The sequence below is a fragment of the Streptomyces sp. NPDC026673 genome, assembly GCF_040638135.1.
Classification (GTDB): domain Bacteria; phylum Actinomycetota; class Actinomycetes; order Streptomycetales; family Streptomycetaceae; genus Actinacidiphila.
Genome location: NZ_JBEZXR010000018.1, coordinates 48,645 through 65,926, shown reverse-complemented (window position 1 = coordinate 65,926; position 17,282 = coordinate 48,645). Strand labels below are relative to the sequence as shown.

The 17,282-nt window shown below is 73.9% G+C and carries 15 protein-coding genes; 13 read left to right on the top strand and 2 right to left on the bottom strand.

What is annotated here, in order from left to right:
• The first annotated feature begins 96 nt into the window (after positions 1-96).
• From hutU to AB0F62_RS15425, 5 genes are read left to right on the top strand one after another with little or no spacing between them, the layout of a single operon-like run.
• Positions 97-1,791 (top strand): urocanate hydratase, encoded by a 1,695-nt coding sequence (gene hutU, locus AB0F62_RS15445; RefSeq protein WP_361797787.1) that lies wholly within the window; start codon positions 97-99, stop codon positions 1,789-1,791.
• Positions 1,788-2,996, top strand: a complete 1,209-nt coding sequence (locus AB0F62_RS15440; RefSeq protein ID WP_361797784.1) for an allantoate amidohydrolase — start codon at positions 1,788-1,790, stop codon at positions 2,994-2,996. The genes hutU and AB0F62_RS15440 overlap by 4 nt, the downstream gene beginning before the upstream one ends.
• Positions 2,993-4,351, top strand: coding sequence for a formimidoylglutamate deiminase (locus AB0F62_RS15435; protein WP_361797946.1), 1,359 nt, complete (start codon positions 2,993-2,995; stop codon positions 4,349-4,351). Before AB0F62_RS15440 ends, AB0F62_RS15435 begins: the two co-directional genes overlap by 4 nt.
• Complete coding sequence (gene hutI, locus AB0F62_RS15430; RefSeq protein WP_361797781.1) at positions 4,348-5,520, top strand: imidazolonepropionase; 1,173 nt, start codon at positions 4,348-4,350, stop codon at positions 5,518-5,520. Before AB0F62_RS15435 ends, hutI begins: the two co-directional genes overlap by 4 nt.
• A 60-nt stretch (positions 5,521-5,580) precedes the next feature.
• Complete coding sequence (locus AB0F62_RS15425; protein WP_361797778.1) at positions 5,581-7,197, top strand: beta-N-acetylhexosaminidase; 1,617 nt, start codon at positions 5,581-5,583, stop codon at positions 7,195-7,197.
• A 98-nt stretch (positions 7,198-7,295) separates the two neighbouring features.
• On the opposite strand, the gene AB0F62_RS15420 is transcribed toward AB0F62_RS15425, so the two are convergent.
• Positions 7,296-8,180 carry an RNA polymerase sigma factor SigF gene (locus AB0F62_RS15420; RefSeq protein ID WP_361797776.1) on the bottom strand — a complete coding sequence of 295 codons (885 nt, stop codon included), beginning with the start codon at positions 8,178-8,180 and terminating at the stop codon, positions 7,296-7,298.
• A gap of 195 nt (positions 8,181-8,375) precedes the next feature.
• Here AB0F62_RS15420 and AB0F62_RS15415 point away from each other — a divergent pair, with 195 nt between their 5' ends.
• The 8 genes from AB0F62_RS15415 (at position 8,376) to AB0F62_RS15380 (ending at position 16,094) form a co-directional block, all read left to right on the top strand.
• Positions 8,376-8,744 carry an STAS domain-containing protein gene (locus tag AB0F62_RS15415; protein WP_361797774.1) on the top strand — a complete coding sequence of 123 codons (369 nt, stop codon included), beginning with the start codon at positions 8,376-8,378 and terminating at the stop codon, positions 8,742-8,744.
• Between the two features lie 148 nt (positions 8,745-8,892).
• Entirely contained in the window at positions 8,893-9,393 is a 501-nt protein-coding gene (locus AB0F62_RS15410; protein ID WP_361797772.1) for an ATP-binding protein, read from the top strand.
• A gap of 91 nt (positions 9,394-9,484) precedes the next feature.
• The gene (locus AB0F62_RS15405) at positions 9,485-10,189 is read left to right on the top strand and encodes an LPXTG cell wall anchor domain-containing protein (RefSeq protein WP_361797770.1); all 705 of its coding nucleotides are present in this window, start codon (positions 9,485-9,487) and stop codon (positions 10,187-10,189) included.
• Between the two features lie 116 nt (positions 10,190-10,305).
• Complete coding sequence (locus AB0F62_RS15400) at positions 10,306-11,631, top strand: beta-xylosidase (RefSeq protein WP_361797767.1); 1,326 nt, start codon at positions 10,306-10,308, stop codon at positions 11,629-11,631.
• A gap of 72 nt (positions 11,632-11,703) precedes the next feature.
• A complete protein-coding gene (locus AB0F62_RS15395; protein WP_361797764.1) occupies positions 11,704-12,867 on the top strand; it encodes a DUF916 domain-containing protein in 1,164 nt (387 codons plus the stop codon).
• Between the two features lie 5 nt (positions 12,868-12,872).
• Positions 12,873-13,862, top strand: a complete 990-nt coding sequence (locus tag AB0F62_RS15390) for a hypothetical protein (RefSeq protein ID WP_361797761.1) — start codon at positions 12,873-12,875, stop codon at positions 13,860-13,862.
• 44 nt (positions 13,863-13,906) lie between these two features.
• Positions 13,907-15,157, top strand: coding sequence for a hypothetical protein (locus tag AB0F62_RS15385; RefSeq protein ID WP_361797943.1), 1,251 nt, complete (start codon positions 13,907-13,909; stop codon positions 15,155-15,157).
• Positions 15,158-15,176: 19 nt separating this feature from the next.
• Positions 15,177-16,094: a hypothetical protein gene (locus tag AB0F62_RS15380; protein ID WP_361797758.1), complete on the top strand. Its 918-nt coding sequence runs from the start codon at positions 15,177-15,179 to the stop codon at positions 16,092-16,094.
• Here AB0F62_RS15380 and AB0F62_RS15375 read toward each other — a convergent pair.
• Entirely contained in the window at positions 16,091-17,281 is a 1,191-nt protein-coding gene (locus AB0F62_RS15375; RefSeq protein WP_361797755.1) for a dipeptidase, read from the bottom strand. The genes AB0F62_RS15380 and AB0F62_RS15375 overlap by 4 nt on opposite strands.
• Position 17,282 lies beyond the last annotated feature (1 nt).

Here is a 17,282-nt window from a genome sequence, read left to right as displayed (position 1 = left end):
AGGCGACCGGAGGAATCCGCCCGGGGACCGGTTGACTAGTGCTATTCAGCAGACCAGGATGTGAATGACTCAATCCAGTCGCGAGGAGGCAGGGGCATGACCGGAACCGGCGCCGGACCGAGGACCGTACGCGCACCGCGCGGCAGCGCGCTCACCGCGCAGGGCTGGCAGCAGGAAGCCGCGCTGCGCATGCTGCAGAACAACCTCGACCCCGAGGTCGCCGAGCACCCCGAGAAGCTGGTCGTCTACGGCGGCACCGGCAAGGCCGCCCGCGACTGGCGGTCCTTCGACGCCATGGTGCGCACCCTCCAGGGCCTCAAGCAGGACGAGACCATGCTCGTCCAGTCCGGCCGCCCGGTCGGCGTGATGCAGACCCACGAGTGGGCGCCGCGCGTGCTCATCGCCAACTCCAACCTCGTCGGCGACTGGGCCACCTGGGAGGAGTTCCGCCGCCTGGAGGCCCTCGGGCTGACCATGTACGGCCAGATGACGGCCGGTTCGTGGATCTACATCGGCACCCAGGGCATCCTGCAGGGCACGTACGAGACCTTCGCCGCCGTCGCCGAGAAGAAGTTCGGCGGCAGCCTGGCCGGCACCATCACCCTCACCGCCGGTCTCGGCGGCATGGGCGGCGCCCAGCCGCTCGCCGTCACCATGAACGGCGGCGTCGCGATCTGCATCGACGTCGACCCGCGCGCCATCGAGCGCCGCATCGAGCACCGCTACCTGGACGTGCGCGCCGACTCCCTGGAGCACGCGCTCGCGCTGGCCACCGAGGCCCGCGACCAGCGCAAGGCGCTGAGCATCGGCGTCCTCGGCAACGCCGCCGAGCTGGTGCCCCAGCTGCTCGCCATGGACGCGCCCATCGACATCGTCACCGACCAGACCTCCGCCCACGACCCGCTGGCGTACCTGCCGATCGGCGTCGACTTCGAGGACATGACCTCGTACGCGGCCGAGAAGCCCGCCGAGTTCACCCAGCGCGCCCGCGAGGCGATGGCCAGGCACGTCGAGGCCATGGTCGGCTTCATGGACGCGGGCGCCGAGGTCTTCGACTACGGCAACTCCATCCGCGGCGAGGCCCAGCTCGCGGGCTACGAGCGGGCGTTCGCCTTCCCCGGCTTCGTCCCGGCCTACATCCGCCCGCTGTTCTGCGAGGGCAAGGGCCCCTTCCGCTGGGCGGCGCTGTCCGGCGACCCGGCCGACATCGCCAAGACCGACAAGGCGATCCTGGAGCTCTTCCCGGAGAACGAGTCGCTGGCCCGCTGGATCAAGATGGCCGGTGAGCGCGTCCACTTCCAGGGCCTGCCCGCGCGCATCTGCTGGCTCGGCTACGGCGAGCGCGACAAGGCCGGCGAGCGCTTCAACGAGATGGTCGCCGACGGCACCCTGGCCGCGCCCGTCGTCATCGGCCGCGACCACCTCGACGCGGGCTCCGTCGCCTCCCCGTACCGCGAGACCGAGGCCATGCTCGACGGCTCCGACGCCATCGCCGACTGGCCGCTGCTCAACGCCATGGTCAACGTCGCCTCCGGCGCCTCCTGGGTCTCCATCCACCACGGCGGCGGCGTCGGCATCGGCCGCTCCATCCACGCCGGCCAGGTCACCGTCGCCGACGGCACCAAGCTGGCGGGCGAGAAGATCCGCCGCGTGCTCACCAACGACCCGGGCATGGGCGTCATCCGGCACGTCGACGCCGGGTACGACCACGCCGAGGAGGTCGCCGCCGAGCGCGGGGTGCGCGTGCCCATGCGCGAGGGCGGCGAGGGCGTCGAAGGCGGGGAGGCGTGACCTCCTCGTTCCACGAGATGTGGACGGAGTTGCGGCCCATCGGCCGCGACTCCGGCTCCGGCGGCTACCGCCGCTACGCCTGGACCGGCGCGGACACCGACTGCCGCGCCTGGTTCCGGGCGCAGGCCGAGGGCCGGGGCCTGGGTTACGAGGTGGACCGCAACGGCAACCAGTGGGCCTGGCTCGGCGACCCCACCGCGGGGGACGCCGTCGTCACCGGCTCGCACCTGGACTCGGTGCCGGACGGCGGAGCCTTCGACGGGCCGCTCGGCGTCGTGTCGTCCTTCGCGGCGCTGGACGAGCTGCGGGCCCGCGGCGCCGCCCCGGTCAAGCCGCTCGCGATCGTCAACTTCGGCGACGAGGAGGGCGCGCGCTTCGGGCTGGCCTGCGTCGGCTCCCGGCTGTCCGCCGGACAGCTGACCGCCGAGAAGGCCCACGCGCTGCGCGACGGCGACGGGGTCACCCTGGCGCGGGCCATGGAGCGGGCCGGCCACGACCCCGAGGCGATCGGCGCGGACCCCGAACGCCTCGCCCGGATCGGCGCGTTCGTCGAGCTCCACGTCGAGCAGGGCCGCTTCCTGGCCGACACCCCGCACGCGGTCGGCGTCGCCTCCGCCATCTGGCCGCACGGCCGCTGGCGGTTCGACTTCCACGGCGAGGCCAACCACGCGGGCACCACCCGCCTGGAGGACCGCCGCGACCCGATGCTGACCTACGCCAACACGGTGCTCGCCGCCCGCAAGAAGGCCCGGCTCGCCGGGGCGCTGGCCACCTTCGGCAAGGTCGGCGTGGAGCCCAACGGGGTCAACGCCATCGCCTCCCTGGTGCGCGGCTGGCTGGACTCGCGGGCCGCCGACGAGGCCACCCTGGCCGAGGTCGTCGGCGAGATCGAGCGCGCGGCGGTCGAACGCGGCGAGCGCGACGGGGTCCGGGTGGAGGTCACCCGGGAGTCCTTCACCCCGGTCGTGGAGTTCGCGCACGGCCTGCGCGACGAGCTCGTCAAGCTGCTGGGGGAAGTGCCCGTGCTGCCGACCGGGGCGGGACACGACGCCGGGATCCTCTCGGAGGCCGTCCCGACCGCCATGCTGTTCGTACGGAACCCCACCGGGGTCTCGCACTCCCCGGCCGAGTCGGCCACCGAGGACGACTGCCTGGCCGGGGTGACCGCACTCGCCGACGTACTGGAGGGCCTGGCGTGTCGCTGACGCCGCAGAGCTATTGGGCCGAGTACGCGTGGACCGGCGGCCGTGTCGAGCGCGGCGTGGTCCTCGACACCGCCGCCGACGGCCGGATCGCCGCCGTCCGCACCGGGGCCGCCGCGCCGCCCGTCGGCGCGGTCACGCTGCGCGGGCTCACCCTGCCGGGCCTGGCCAACGCCCACAGCCACGCCTTCCACCGGGCCCTGCGCGGCACGGTGCAGCAGGGCAGCGGCACCTTCTGGACCTGGCGCGAGGTGATGTACCGGGTCGCGGCGGCGCTCACCCCCGACACCTACTTCGACCTCGCCCGCGCCGTGTACGCGGAGATGGCGCTGGCCGGCATCACCTGCGTCGGCGAGTTCCACTACGTCCACCACCGGCCCGGCGGGGGCCCCTACGACGAGCCCAACGCCATGGGCGAGGCGCTGATCGCCGCCGCGGCCGAGGCGGGCATCCGCATCACCCTACTCGACACCGTCTACCTCTCCTCCGGCTTCGGGGCCGCCCCCGAACCGCACCAACTGCGCTTCAGCGACGGTGACGCCGAGGCGTGGGCCGAGCGCGCCGCCGCCCTCGCCGACCGCCCCCACGCGCGGATCGGCGCGGCCGTGCACTCGGTGCGCGCGGTCCCCGCCGACCAGCTGGCCACCGTCGTGCGCTGGACCGAGGACCGCCAGGCGCCGCTGCACGTCCACCTGTCGGAGCAGCCCGCCGAGAACGAGGCCTGCCACGCGGCGCACGGGGTCACCCCCAGCCGGCTCCTCGCCGACCACGGCGTGCTCGGCCCGCGCACCTCGGCCGTGCACGCCACCCACCTCACCGACGAGGACATCGCGCTGCTCGGCGGCTCCGGCACCACGATCTGCATGTGCCCCACCACCGAACGCGACCTCGCCGACGGCATCGGCCCGGCGAAGCGGCTGCAGGAGGCGGGCAGCCCGCTCAGCCTCGGCAGCGACAGCCACGCGGTGATCGACCTGTTCGAGGAGGCGCGGGCCATGGAGCTGGACGAGCGGCTGCGCACCCGCACCCGCGGCCACTGGACCGCCGCCCAGCTGCTGCGCGCCGCCACCACCGACGGCCACGCCGGCCTCGGCTGGGCCGACGCCGGGCGGCTGGAGGCGGGCGCGCTCGCCGACTTCACCACCATCGCGCTGGACAGCGCGCGCACCGCGGGACCCCCGGCCCGGCTCGGCGCCGAGACCGCCGTCTTCGCGGCCACCGGCGCCGACGTCCGCCACACGGTGGTCGGCGGCCGCCACGTCGTCCGCGACGGCGCGCACCAGCTCGTCCACGACGTGGGCGCGGCCCTGGCCGCCGCGATCTCCGCCGTCCCCGCCGCCGAAGGAAACCCGTCATGAGCAGCAGCGTCATCACCAACATCGGCAGCCTGGTCACCAACGACCCGGCGCTCGGGGAGGGCCCGCTCGGGCTGCTGGAGAACGCGGCCGTCGTGATCGACGGCGAGCACATCGCCTGGGTCGGCCCGTCCGCGGCGGCGCCCGCCGCGGACGAGTCGTACGACGCGGCCGGACGGGCCGTCATCCCCGGCTTCGTCGACTCCCACTCGCACCTGGTCTTCGCCGGCGACCGCACCCGCGAGTTCAACGCCCGCATGTCCGGCCAGGCGTACACCGCGGGCGGCATCCGCACCACCGTCGCCGCCACCCGCGCGGCGAGCGACGAGGAGCTGCACGCCAACGTCGCCCGCTACGTCGCCGAGGCCCTGCGCCAGGGCACCACCACCATCGAGACCAAGTCCGGCTACGGCCTGACCCCGCACGACGAGGCCCGCGCCCTGCGCATCGCCGGCGACCACGCCGACGAGGTCACCTACCTCGGCGCGCACATCGTCGCCCCCGAGTACGCCGACGACCCGGCCGGCTACGTCGACCTCGTCACCGGCCCGATGCTCGACGCCTGCGCCCCGTACGCCCGCTGGGTCGACGTCTTCTGCGAGCGCGGCGCCTTCGACGGCGACCAGGCCCGCGCGATCCTGACCGCGGGTGCCGCCCGCGGCCTGGTCCCGCGGGTGCACGCCAACCAGCTCGGCCACGGCCCGGGCGTGCAGCTCGCCGTGGAGCTGGAGGCGGCCTCCGCCGACCACTGCACCCACCTCACCGACGCCGACGTCGACGCGCTGGCGAACAGCCGCACCGTCGCGACGCTGCTGCCCGGCGCCGAGTTCTCCACCCGCGCGGTCTACCCCGACGCGCGGCGGCTGATCGACGCGGGCGCCACGGTGGCGCTCTCCACGGACTGCAACCCCGGCTCCTCCTTCACCAGTTCCATGCCCTTCTGCGTGGCCGTCGCGGTACGGGACATGCGGATGACCCCCGACGAGGCGGTGCGGGCCGCGACCCTGGGCGGGGCGCTGGCACTGCGCCGCGACGACGTCGGACGGCTCGCGCCCGGCGCGCGGGCCGACGTGGTGGTGCTGGACGCCCCGTCGCACGTCCACCTGGCCTACCGGCCCGGTGTGCCGCTGGTGTCCGCCGTATGGCGGCGAGGGGTGCGCGAATCGTCCTGATCCCCGCCGCGCGCGGCTTTCCGCCGCCGCCGCGGTGATAGACGTTCCGGAATGACCGGAATGAGACGACGACGCGTGCTGTCCGTGGCCCTGCTGTCCCTCGCGACCGCGGCCCCGTTCGCCACCGCGGCGCCGTCACCGACGGCCGGTGACGGGCCCCGGCCGCTCGGGCAGGTCGTGCCCGCGCCGGCCTCGGTCGCGCCGGGCGGGACGGCGTTCACCCTCGGGGACTCCGCCGGGATCCACGTCCCGGGCGGTTCCGCGCAGGCCAGGGCGATCGCCGGCCGACTGGCGGCGCTGCTGCGCCCGTCGACCGGCTTCGCCCTGCCCGTGACGACCGACCGGGCCGAGGACGGCATCGTGCTCGCGCTGGACGGTGCCGCGGGCACCGGGGCCGAGGGGTACACCCTGCGGTCCACCCGCCGCGCCGTCGTGATCCGCGCGGCCACACCCGCCGGGCTCTTCCACGGGGTGCAGACACTGCGGCAGCTGCTGCCCGCCGACGTCGAGCGCCGCTTCGTGGTCCGGCGCCCGTGGACGGTCGCGGGCGGCACGATCTCCGACGCCCCGCGCTACGGATACCGCGGCGCGATGCTGGACGTGGCCCGGCACTTCTTCACCGTGGACGAGGTCAAGCGCTACATCGACCAGATCGCGCTCTACAAGATCAACCGCCTGCATCTGCACCTGACCGACGACCAGGGCTGGCGCCTCGCCGTCGACGGCCTCCCCCGCCTGGCCGCCCACGGCGGCAGCACCGAGGTCGGCGGCGGGCCGGGCGGCTTCTACACCAAGGCCGACTACCGGGAGCTCGTGGCGTACGCGGCGAGCCGCTTCATGACCGTCGTCCCCGAGATCGACATGCCGGGCCACACCAACGCCGCCCTCGCCTCCTACGCCGCGCTCAACTGCGACGGCGTCGCCCGCGAGCTCTACACGGGTACCGAGGTCGGCTTCAGCTCGCTCTGTGTGCCCAGGCCCGCCACCGCCGCCTTCGTGGACACCGTGCTGCGCGAGGTGGCGGCGATGACCCCCGGCCCGTACCTGCACATCGGCGGTGACGAGGCGCGCGCCACGCCCCGTGCCGACTACGCGGCCCTGATGGACCGCGCGCAGGCCGCCGTCCGCCGGCAGGGCAAGACGGTCGTCGGCTGGCACCAGCTGGCGGGCGCCCGTCCCGTACCGGGCGCCATCGTCCAGTACTGGGGGACCGGCGCCAAGGACCAGGCCGCTGTCGCGGCCGCCGCCCGCGCGGGCACCCGTCTGGTCCTGTCGCCCGCGGACCGCGCCTACCTCGACATGAAGTACGACGCGGACACCTCGCTCGGCACCTCCTGGGCGGGCCGGATCGACGTCCGGCGCGCCTACGACTGGGATCCGGCGGCACTCGTCGGGGGCGTCCCGGCCGGGGCCGTACTCGGTGTCGAGGCGCCGCTGTGGTCCGAGACGATCACCGGCAGCGCCGACATCGAGTACATGGCCTTCCCGCGCCTGCCCGCCGTCGCCGAACTCGGCTGGACCCCCGCCGCCCGTACGGGCTGGCGGTCCTTCCGGGAGCGCCTGGCGGCCCAGGGCCCGCGGTGGGCGGCCATGGGGGTGAACTACTACCCGGCCCCCGGCATCGACTGGCCGGCGGCCGGCACCGCCGCCCCCGGCAACGTGGCGGGGCTCTCCTGACCGCACGCGCGCGGGCGGCCGTACGACGGCGGGCCCGGTGAGGGACGTCTCACCGGGCCCGCCGCGCCGTGCGCGAACGCCATGGGAAAGGGGAGGGGTCACTCCTCGACGAGCAGCCCCCGCCGCAGCCGTCCGAGGGTGCGGCTGAGCAGCCGGGACACATGCATCTGGGAGATGCCCAGCTCGTCGCCGATCTCCGACTGCGTCATGTTGCCCACGAAGCGCAACGAGAGGATCTGCCGGTCCCGCGCCGGGAGCTCCGCGATCAGCGGCTTGAGGGACTCCACGTACTCGATCCCCTCCAGACCGTGGTCCTCGTAGCCGATGCGGTCGGCGAGCGCCCCCTCGGAGTCGTCCTCCTCGGGCTGGGCGTCCAGCGAGCTCGCGGTGTACGCGTTGCTCGCGCTCATGCCCTCGATGACCTCGGCCTCGCTGATCTGCAGCTTGTCGGCCAGCTCGGCGACGGTCGGCGCGCGGTCCAGCCGCTGGGCGAGCTCGTCACCGGCCTTGGCCAGGTCGAGCCGGAGCTCCTGGAGCCGCCGCGGGACCCGCACGGACCAGGAGGTGTCACGGAAGAAGCGCTTGATCTCACCGATGATCGTCGGCATCGCGAAGGTGGGGAACTCGACCCCGCGGCTCAGTTCGAAGCGGTCGATGGCCTTGATCAGCCCGATCGTGCCGACCTGGATGATGTCCTCCACGGGCTCGCTGCGGGAGCGGAAGCGGGAGGCGGCGAACTTCACCAGCGCGAGATTGAGCTCGACCAGAGTGTTGCGCACATAGCTGTACTCATGGGTGCCCTCCTCCAGCGTCTCCAGCCGCCGGAAGAGCGTCTTGGACAGGGCCCGTGCGTCGACCGGACCCACTTCGTCGAAGGGCGGGATCTCCGGGAGGTCCTCCAGGCCCTCCGGTGTTCCGTATTCCTCGTGGACGCCGGCCTCGGTGGTCGCCGACGCGGCACGCGCGTCGAGCCGGGATGCCATGCTCTCCTCCTCGGTGCGGCGGCAGGGCAAGCGGAGCCTGAAATTCAGCCCACACTCCACGCCTACCCCGTCCGGCGCGGTTATTGCAACCCGGGGAGCATCGATCTCCGGCGGCGCCGGATCGACTACCACCCAGGTCAGGAAGCGCGTAGGGTGCGAGATGCGCATCGCCGAGACTTCCCGGGAGGAGTGCGCATGGACCGCGAGATGGTCGGTACGACCGGCCGTGACCGGCTGCGCGTTTCCGTGCAGCGGTACGGCACCAAGGCGGTCGTGTCGCCCGCCGGTGAGCTCGATCACCACACCGCCGACCTGCTGCGCGAGCCCCTCGACACGCTGATCGAGGACGGCTTCGGCACCCTCGTGGTGGACTGCACACATCTGGAGTTCTGCGACTCCACCGGGCTCAACGTACTGCTCGGCACCCGGCTGAAGGCCGAGGCCGCGGGCGGTGCGGTCCATCTGGCCGGGATGAAGCCGGCCGTGGCCAAGGTCTTCGCCATCACCGGCGCCGAGGCCGTGTTCACCGTCCACGACACCCTGGACGACGCACTGAAGGAGTGACCCCGTCGCGGCTCCGCAGCGGGCCGCCGGGGCACCCCCTGTTTCGTCCGCATCCGGAGGTGTTCACCGGAGCGGCCCGGGCAGGAGAGACCTCGGGATCACTTCGGACACTGGGACACTGGCGGACATCGGTGAGTGGGAGGCGCTGATGAGCACCACCCGGCCCCCTGCGGCCGACGACCGCGGCCCGGACCCGGGCGATGCGGCCGTGCCGCCGCACGGCCAGGGCGACCAGGACGGTCAGCCACGCCGGCTGCACCTCGCCGGCGTGGCCGGCGTGGTGCCCAGCGCACGTGACTTCACGCGCCAGGCGCTCCACGACTGGGGCTGGCTTCCGGCCGACACCGCCGATCGCCGCGCGGCGGCGGAGGACGTCCTGCTGGTGGTGTCGGAGCTGGTGACCAACGCCTGCCTGCACGCGGGCGGTCCGGAGGAGCTGCGGCTGTTCCGCCACCCCAAGGCGCTGCGCCTGGAGGTCGTCGACGGAGGGGTCGGCAGCCCCGCCCCGCGCACCCCGCACCGTGCCGGACGGCCGGGCGGGCACGGGATGTTCATAGTGCAGCGGCTCTGCCTGGACTGGGGGGTCGTGCGCAACGCCGACGGCCGGCCGGGCAAGACGGTCTGGGCCGAGGTCGCCGCCCCGGCCTGAGCCGGATCTCTTCCCCTCTCTCCCTCACGGGCGTACTGTCGCGCCACATCTGATGGATCGTCAGTAACTTCTGGGGGAAGGGAGACATCCGGTGTCGCTCCCCAAGCGCAAGGCGGCCGCGGTGTCGACCGCCGTCGCGGCGGCGGCGGTCGTGTTCGGCGGTGCCCCGGCCGCGTACGCGAAGGTCGTGGACGTCAAGTACGACTGCAAGACCCCGATCGGCGACAAGAGCGCCGTCTCGCCCATCGACATCACCGCGGCCAAGTCGGGGTCGGGCTACAGGATCGTGATGTCGTTCCGGAAGGGGGTCTCCTCCAGCCCGGTGGATCTGGGCAAGGGGGCCATGAACCCGAGCGCCCTCATCACCCTGGGCGGGGCCGGCAGCGGCTCGCTCAAGGTCTCGGGGCCGGCGAACGCCGAGACCGTGCCGGCCAACACCCCTATCAAGATCAACGACTTGACCGGTACATACGTCCCGAGGAAGAGCGGCAAGGTCACCTTCACGGCGGGGGTGCTCACCATCAAGGCCCTCGGCACGACGACGACCTGCACCCCCGGCAACAGCCCGGGGCCCTCGCTGACCCTGGACGTCGCGGCGGCGGCCGGTTCCGGCGGCGGTTCCTCCTCCGGCGGTTCCTCCTCCGGCGGTTCGGGCGCCTCCGGCGGCGGGGAGTCCCTCCCGCAGACCGGCCCCGAGGACGGCGCCGTCGCGCTGGGCACGCTCGGCGGCACGGTGCTCCTCCTCGGGGCCGGCGGCATCCTCTGGCTGACCCGCCGTCCGGGGCGCCGAATCTGACGATCCGTCAAATTCGGTCAGGCTTTCGCATTGACTTCTCTTGATCGCAGGACGTCAATGACCGTCGTCGGTACAGAAAGGGACTCTGTACCAGAAACGTGATCAAGAGGTGCAAAATGATCGCCATCCCTCGAAGAGGCACCTTATGGAGACGGAGGTCCGCCGCGGTCCTGGGGGTGCTCGCACTCGCCTTCGGCGGCGGGACCCTCCTGGCCGGACCCGCCGCCGCGGCGACCTCCACCTTCCAGGTGCACTGCATCCCGCCCGGCATCTCCGGCATCCCGCCGTTCGACGGCCCGACCGTCGCCGACATCTCGGTGAGCGACACGACCCCGCAGGTCGGCGACACCGTCACCGTCACCTATGTGCTCGACGGCCCCATGGCCAACACGAGCAGCTTCAACCTCCCCATCCCCGAGGACCAGATCACCCCGACGGTCAAGGTGCAGCTCGGCGGCGCGCAGAACCAGCTGCTCACCCTCGTCGGCCCCAAGGAGAATCCGGTGATCCCGGCCGGCGCCGACTTCCCGGACTTCACCATCACCGGAACCTTCACGGTCACCGCGCCCGGCCAGATCACCCTCACCCCGGGCGACTACAACGTCCACTCCGACTACGGCATCTCGGCCGACACCCCCTGCACCGTGAACAGCCCGCCCGCCCCCGTCGCCGAGACGATCACCGCGACCGCCCCCAACGGCCGCCACATCGCGCTGGGTTCCTCCTCCGGCGTCATCGGCGCGAGCGTCACGGTCACGGGCACGGGGTTCACCGCCGGTGCCGCGGTGACCGTCGCGGGCGTCCAGGGCGCCGGCGCCACCGGCGAGTTCACCTCCGCCACCGCCGACGGCTCCGGTGCGTTCAGCGTGACGCTGGCCGTCAGTGACCTCGACACCACCGGCATCGTCGCCTTCGAGGGCGCCGCGTACGACCCGTCCACCGCCGCCGGGCCGGTGGCCTACACCGTCATCGACAACACCCCGCCGCCTCCCGGCAGCCAGAAGCTCAACACCTCCGTGAAGGCGGGCACCCTGTCGATGACCCAGGCGGGGGACACCGTCGCGATGACGCCGGTGGACTTCGGCGAGGGCGGCCCCTCCACGGGGGCGCTGCAGACCGTGACCGTCAAGGACTTCCGCGGCGGGAGCACGGGCTGGTCGCTCACCGGCAAGGTCACCGACTTCAAGGGGCCCGGCGGCGCGCTCATCGGCGCCGACCGGCTCAGCTGGAGCCCGGCGTGCGTCGCGGCGTCCGGCAGCCCCAGCACCTGCGCGGCCGGCTCGGCCGGGACCGTGGGCGGCGCGGGGGCGACGCTGGCCTCGGCGCCGGACGGGACGCTCACCGGCGGTGAGTTCACCGTGGACGCCGGGCTGTCGCTGGACGTGCCCGCGTACTCCGCCACGGGAAGCTACTCCGGAGTCTTGACCCTCACGCTTACCTGACGCACAGTCAGATAGCTCGGGTGGGCCGGCCGCAGTGACCGGCCCACCACCGGACCGCGAGGGAGCGCGACCATGACCAGAGCCAGGGCCGGAGCCAGGGCACGCGGCGCGCTCCCCGCCGCCCCCGCCATCCCCGCCATCCCCCTCGTCCTCCTCGTTCTTCTCGCCCTCCTCGGCCTCGGCGCGGCGACCGCGCCCGCCGCCCTCGCCGCCGACAACGGCCGCTGGTCGGTCTTCCCGGCCCCCGCCGCCGGCGCCAAGGACCGCAGCCCCACCGCCCAGGAGCGCCCCTTCTTCACCCTCGAGGCCGATCCCGGCGCCACGCTCCGGGACAAGGTGTCCGTCTCCAACCTCTCCGGTGAGCCGATGACCTTCCGGCTCTACGGCGCCGACGCCTACAACACCCCGCGGGACGGCGGCTTCGCCGTACGCGGCGCCGACGAGAGGAACACCGACGTCGGCTCCTGGGTACGACTGGCCAGGAGCAGCATCACCATCCCCGCCCGCACGCGGGCCGACATCCCGTTCACCGTCACCGTGCCCGCAGACGCCTCGCCCGGCGACCACCCGGGCGCCATCGTCGCCCTGGACACCCGGGCCGACACCGCCTCCGGCGACGTACGGATGAGCGTCCGCAGGGCCGTCGGGGCCCGCGTCTACCTGCGCGTCAACGGGCAAGCCCTCGGCGCCCTGTCCGTGGAGAGCGTCAGCGTCGGCCACGGCACGCCGCTCTTCCCCGGCATCGGCGACAGCGACGCCACCATCCGCTACACCCTCGTGAACCGCGGCAACGTCTCGCTCACCCCCCGGCTCGCCGTCACCGCCGAGGGCCTGTTCGGCCGCACGCTCCTGGACCGCCGGGCCCGCACCCTGCCCCTGGAACTCCTCCCCGGCCAGCGCGTGGAACTGACCGAACGCTGGGCGGGCGCCCCGCGGTTCGACCGGGTGACCGTACGGCTGCGCGTCACGGCGGCGGGAGGCGACGTCGACGAGACCGGCAGCGCCTCGTACCTCGTGGTGCCCTGGGCGGCCGTGGGCCTCGCCCTCGCGCTCCTCGGGGGTCTGCTGTTCCGGCTGGTACGGATCCGCGCCCGGCGCCGGTCAGCGCACCCGGACCCGGACCCGGCGGCGGACGAGCCGTACGAGACCGGGGGCACCGACCTTTCGGCCCGCGCGGGCGGCGGACCGGACGGCCCCGGCACCACCGGGGCGAGCCTCGGCGGCAGGACGGCGTGAGGCCCATGCGACGGCGCATCCACCGGCTTCTCGCGGCCGCCCTCTGTCTCCTCCCGCTGCTCGTGCTGCCCGCCCCCGGCGCGGCGGGGGCGCCCGGCCCGGCGGTGACGGTGAGCCCCGAACAGGCGGGCACCGGCGGCGACATCACCGTACGGGGCACGGGCTGGCGGCCGAACACCCTGCTCACGCTGCTGCTCTGCGGCCAGAACGCGATCGGCGGCACCAACTCCTGCGCGAACGCCCACGGGCGGGCCGTCACCACCGACGCCCGCGGCGCCTTCCGCCGCGCGATGCCGGTCGCCGAGCCCCCCAAGCCCTGTCCCTGCGTCGTCCACGTCGCCACCGTCACCGGTGAGCGGGCGGTGGTGGACGCGCCCTTCGTCGTCGCCGGCCATCCGACCGCGCCGCTGCCCGAGCCGACGGGCGGCCGGCTCTCCGTGCTCAGCGCCCGCCTCGACGGCTCCGGCGGCCTGCTCACCTGGTTCGGCGCCCCGCCCGGCCGGCGGCTGGTGCTCACCGTCGGCAACCTCGGCTCGGGCCCGGTGCAGGACCCGGCCTTCCGGGTGGGCACCTCGCACGGGCTCTTCGCCCCCCAGTGGGAGGACCGCGCCTGGCAGGGGACCGTGCGGCCGGGCGCGAAGGCCCGGGTCGAACTGCCCGTGCAGCTGGCGGCCGGCGCCCACGGCGACTACACCGTGACCCTCGAGTACGCGGGCAAGGTGCTGGTCACCGAGCCCTGGGACGTCTCCCGCCCCTGGGGCGTCACGCTCTTCTGGGTCCTCCTCTGCGTGGTCGTGCCGGCCGCGCTCTTCCGCCTCGGCATGGCCGTCGTCGACCGGGTCCGTCCGCGCGCCCCCGGACCGCTGGGGCCGCCCCCCGGCCCGCCGCCCGCCCTGCCGTGGTTCAGCCACGACCACCAGCCGCAGCACCGCACCGCTGAGGGCACCCCGTGGGCGGACGGCACCGCCCACCGCCACGAAAGGAACCGCACGTGACCAACCGACGATCCCGGGCCGCCACCGCCCTCGGTCTCGCCCTGATGCTCAGCGGTGCGGGCGTCCTCGCCGCGGCGTTCCCGGCGGCGGCCGCCGAGGTCTCCTACGCCACCGAGTGCACCCCACCCGCCGCGTCCGGCCTGCCCAAGGTGAACGGCACCACCAAGGCCGACGTCACCGCGCCCGCCACGGCCGAGGTCGGCGACGAGGTCGAGGTGGTCTGGAAGTTCACCCAGGCCGCGTCGAAGAACCCCGACCTCATCGACCTCCCGGAGAACAGCGTCAAGCCCTCCGGCGAGATCACCGTGGCCGGCGCCCAGAGCGGCTCCCTCGCCGTCGAGGGGCCGCGCGAGAACCCGGCGATCCCCAAGAACAGCGAGATGAAGCTCTCCGACATGAAGGGAACCCTGAAGCTCACGGCACCCGGCGACATCACGCTCACCCCCGGCGACTACAAGATCAACGCCTTCTCCACGGACACCACGTGCGTCCCCACGGGCGATGTCCCGGTCGCCGTGACGATCAAGGTGACCGAGGACGGCGGCGGCACGACCACCCCGACGACGACCCCGACGACCACGCCGAGCAGCACCCCCAGCGGCACGCCGAGCGCCACACCCACGACGACCCCGAGCACCACCCCCAGCGGCACGTCCACCGGAGGCACCTCCCACACCGGCGAGGAGGTCGACGTCTCCTACGCCTGCAAGACCCCCATCGGCGACAAGAGCGCGGTCTCGCCCGTGCGGATCGACGCCGAGGAGAACGGCGGCGCCTACGACCTGACCGTCCGCTTCGGGAAATCCGTGATGGACAGCCCCGCCGACATACCCGCCGACTCCGTCAAGCCGTCCATGAAGGTCGTGGTCGGCGGCGCGGACCAGGGCGAGGTCGCCGTCGAGGGCCCCGCCAACAAGGAGGCCATCAAGGCGGGCGACCCGATCGAGATCCCCGACCTCACCGGCACCTACACACCCGCCCACGACGGCCGCGCCACACTCACCCCGGGCGTCCTGACCGTCGAGGCCCTCGGCACGACCACGACCTGCACCCCGACCGAGGACCCCGGGGTCTCCCTGGCCCTCGACGTCACCGGGCAGGAGGGCGGCATCACCGGCGGCTCCGGAGGATCGGGCGGCACGTCCGGCGGCACGACCACCACCTCCGGCGGCCTCGCCGACACCGGCTCCTCCGACCGGGCCTCGCTCCGGGCCCTCGCCCTCGTCGCCGGCACGATCCTGCTGCTCGGTGGCGCGGTCTTCACCTTCACCCCGTGGAGCCGCCTGCGGCGCTGACCCCCGCTACGCTGCGGGCATGGACGGGGAGGACACCGACGCCGAACGGCCCGACGGCAGACGGCTCTTCGAGGCGCTGCGCGACCACGAGGGACCGGACGCCCACACGGCGGTGGTCGTCCCCTGGCTCGAGCGGGTCCGGGACGACTACCGCCCGCTGCTCGGCGTCGTGTCCCGCGACGAACCGTGGTGGGAGGACGAAGGGCCGGTCGGCGCGTGGCGGGACCCCCTGAAGGAGCTGTACGCCCTCAGCCGGGTCAGCGACCTGCTGCTGCTGGCCTTCCAGCCCGCGGCCGACGACGAGCCGGACGGGACTTTGTGGTGGCCCCGGGTCTCCCGGGCCCAGTACCTCGAACTGTTCACCGGGCTCGGCATGACACCGTTCGACGGCGATACCGCCTTCGACCCCTTTCTCCACGAGATCGTCGAGGTGGAGCAGACGGCCGACCCCTGGGCGCCGATCGAGGTCACCGGGGTCGTGTGGCCCGGCCTGATGCTCGGCCGGCTGCTCTTCGGCCGCGCCGGGGTGCGCGTCCGCGCCGGGGCCGGGCACGCCCGGCGCGGTATCGCCGACCGCTCCCCGCTGTACTGGACGTATCTGCGCCGCCACCGCCCCACGGTCGACCTCTCGCAGGGCTGGGGCCACAACTCCCAGTGGAGAACGGACTTCCGCCTCGACTACCGCACCCCGGACTCCCTGCGCCTGAACGCGGCGGCGCGCGGCGACATCGACGAGCCCGACGCCCCCGGAGACCCCGGCCCGCCGCTGACGGGGGCCGAGCGCCGTGAACTGCTGCGCCACCGCTGCCTCCTGCGCGAGCCGGCCGCCGCGGCCGGGCCCGCCCGGACACCCGGGTGGGAACGGGAACTCTTCCCCTTCCGCTGGCGGCTCCCCGAGCCCGAGGAGCGGCGGGCGGGCGGCGACGACAGGCTCTAGGCCTGGCCGTCCAGCTCCTCGATCGAGGCGTTCGACGGTCCGCGCTTGCCCCGCAGCCCCGCCGCCATGGACTCAGCGTCGCGCAGCACCCGGACCGCGTTGCGCCACGCCAGCTTCGCGAGGTCGTCCTCGGACCAGCCGCGGCGCAGGAGTTCGGCGAACAGCCGCGGATAGCCGGAGACGTCGCCGAGGCCCTCGGGGAGGTGCAGCACACCGTCGTAGTCGCCGCCGAGCCCGAGATGGTCGACGCCGGCGACCTCGCGCATGTGGTCGAGGTGGTCGGCGACGGTGCCGATGTCCGCGATCGGCCGCGGCCGGCCGGCCTCGTAGGCCTCCTGGACGGCCTGGGCCTCGGTGGACTGGTCGAGCGGGTGGAGGCCGTGGGCCTTCATGTTCTCGTTCGCCCCGACGATCCACTCGGCGGCCGCCGGGAGGATGAACTGCGGCACGAAGGTGGCCATGGCGACCCCGCCGTTGCGGGGCAGCTGCTCCAGGACGTCGTCCGGGATGTTGCGGACGTGGTCGCAGACGGCGCGCGAGGACGAGTGCGAGAAGATCACCGGGGCCTCGCTGACCCGCAGGGCCGCGCGCATGGTGTCGGGGGCGACATGGGAGAGGTCGACGAGCATGCCGAGGCGGTTCATCTCGCGCACGACCTCCTCGCCGAAGACGGTCAGACCGCCGTGCCGGGCCTCGTCGGTGGCGGAGTCGGCCCAGTCGATGGTGTCGTTGTGGGTGAGCGTCATGTAGCGCACGCCCAGCGTGTACAGCATCCGCAGCACCCCGAGGGAGTTGGCGATGCTGTGGCCGCCCTCGGCGCCCATCAGGGAGGCGATGCGGCCCTCGGCGCGGGCGGCCTCCATGTCGTCCGCGGTCACCGCGAGCCGCAGGGCGTCCGGGTGACGGTCGACCAGGCGCCGTACGCAGTCGATCTGTTCCAGCACGGCGACGACCGCGTCGCCTCCGACGAGGTCGCTGCGGACGTACACCGACCAGAACTGCGCCCCGACGCCGCCCGCCCGCAGCCGGGGGATGTCGGTGTGCAGGTGGGCGGACTGGTCGCCGGCGATGTCACGCCGGTCCAGGTCGTAGCGGACCTGCTCGCGCAGCCGCCAGGGGAGGTCGTTGTGGCCGTCCACCACGGGGTGGGCGGTGAGCAGCTCCTGTGCGCGCGCGAGCAGGTCCATG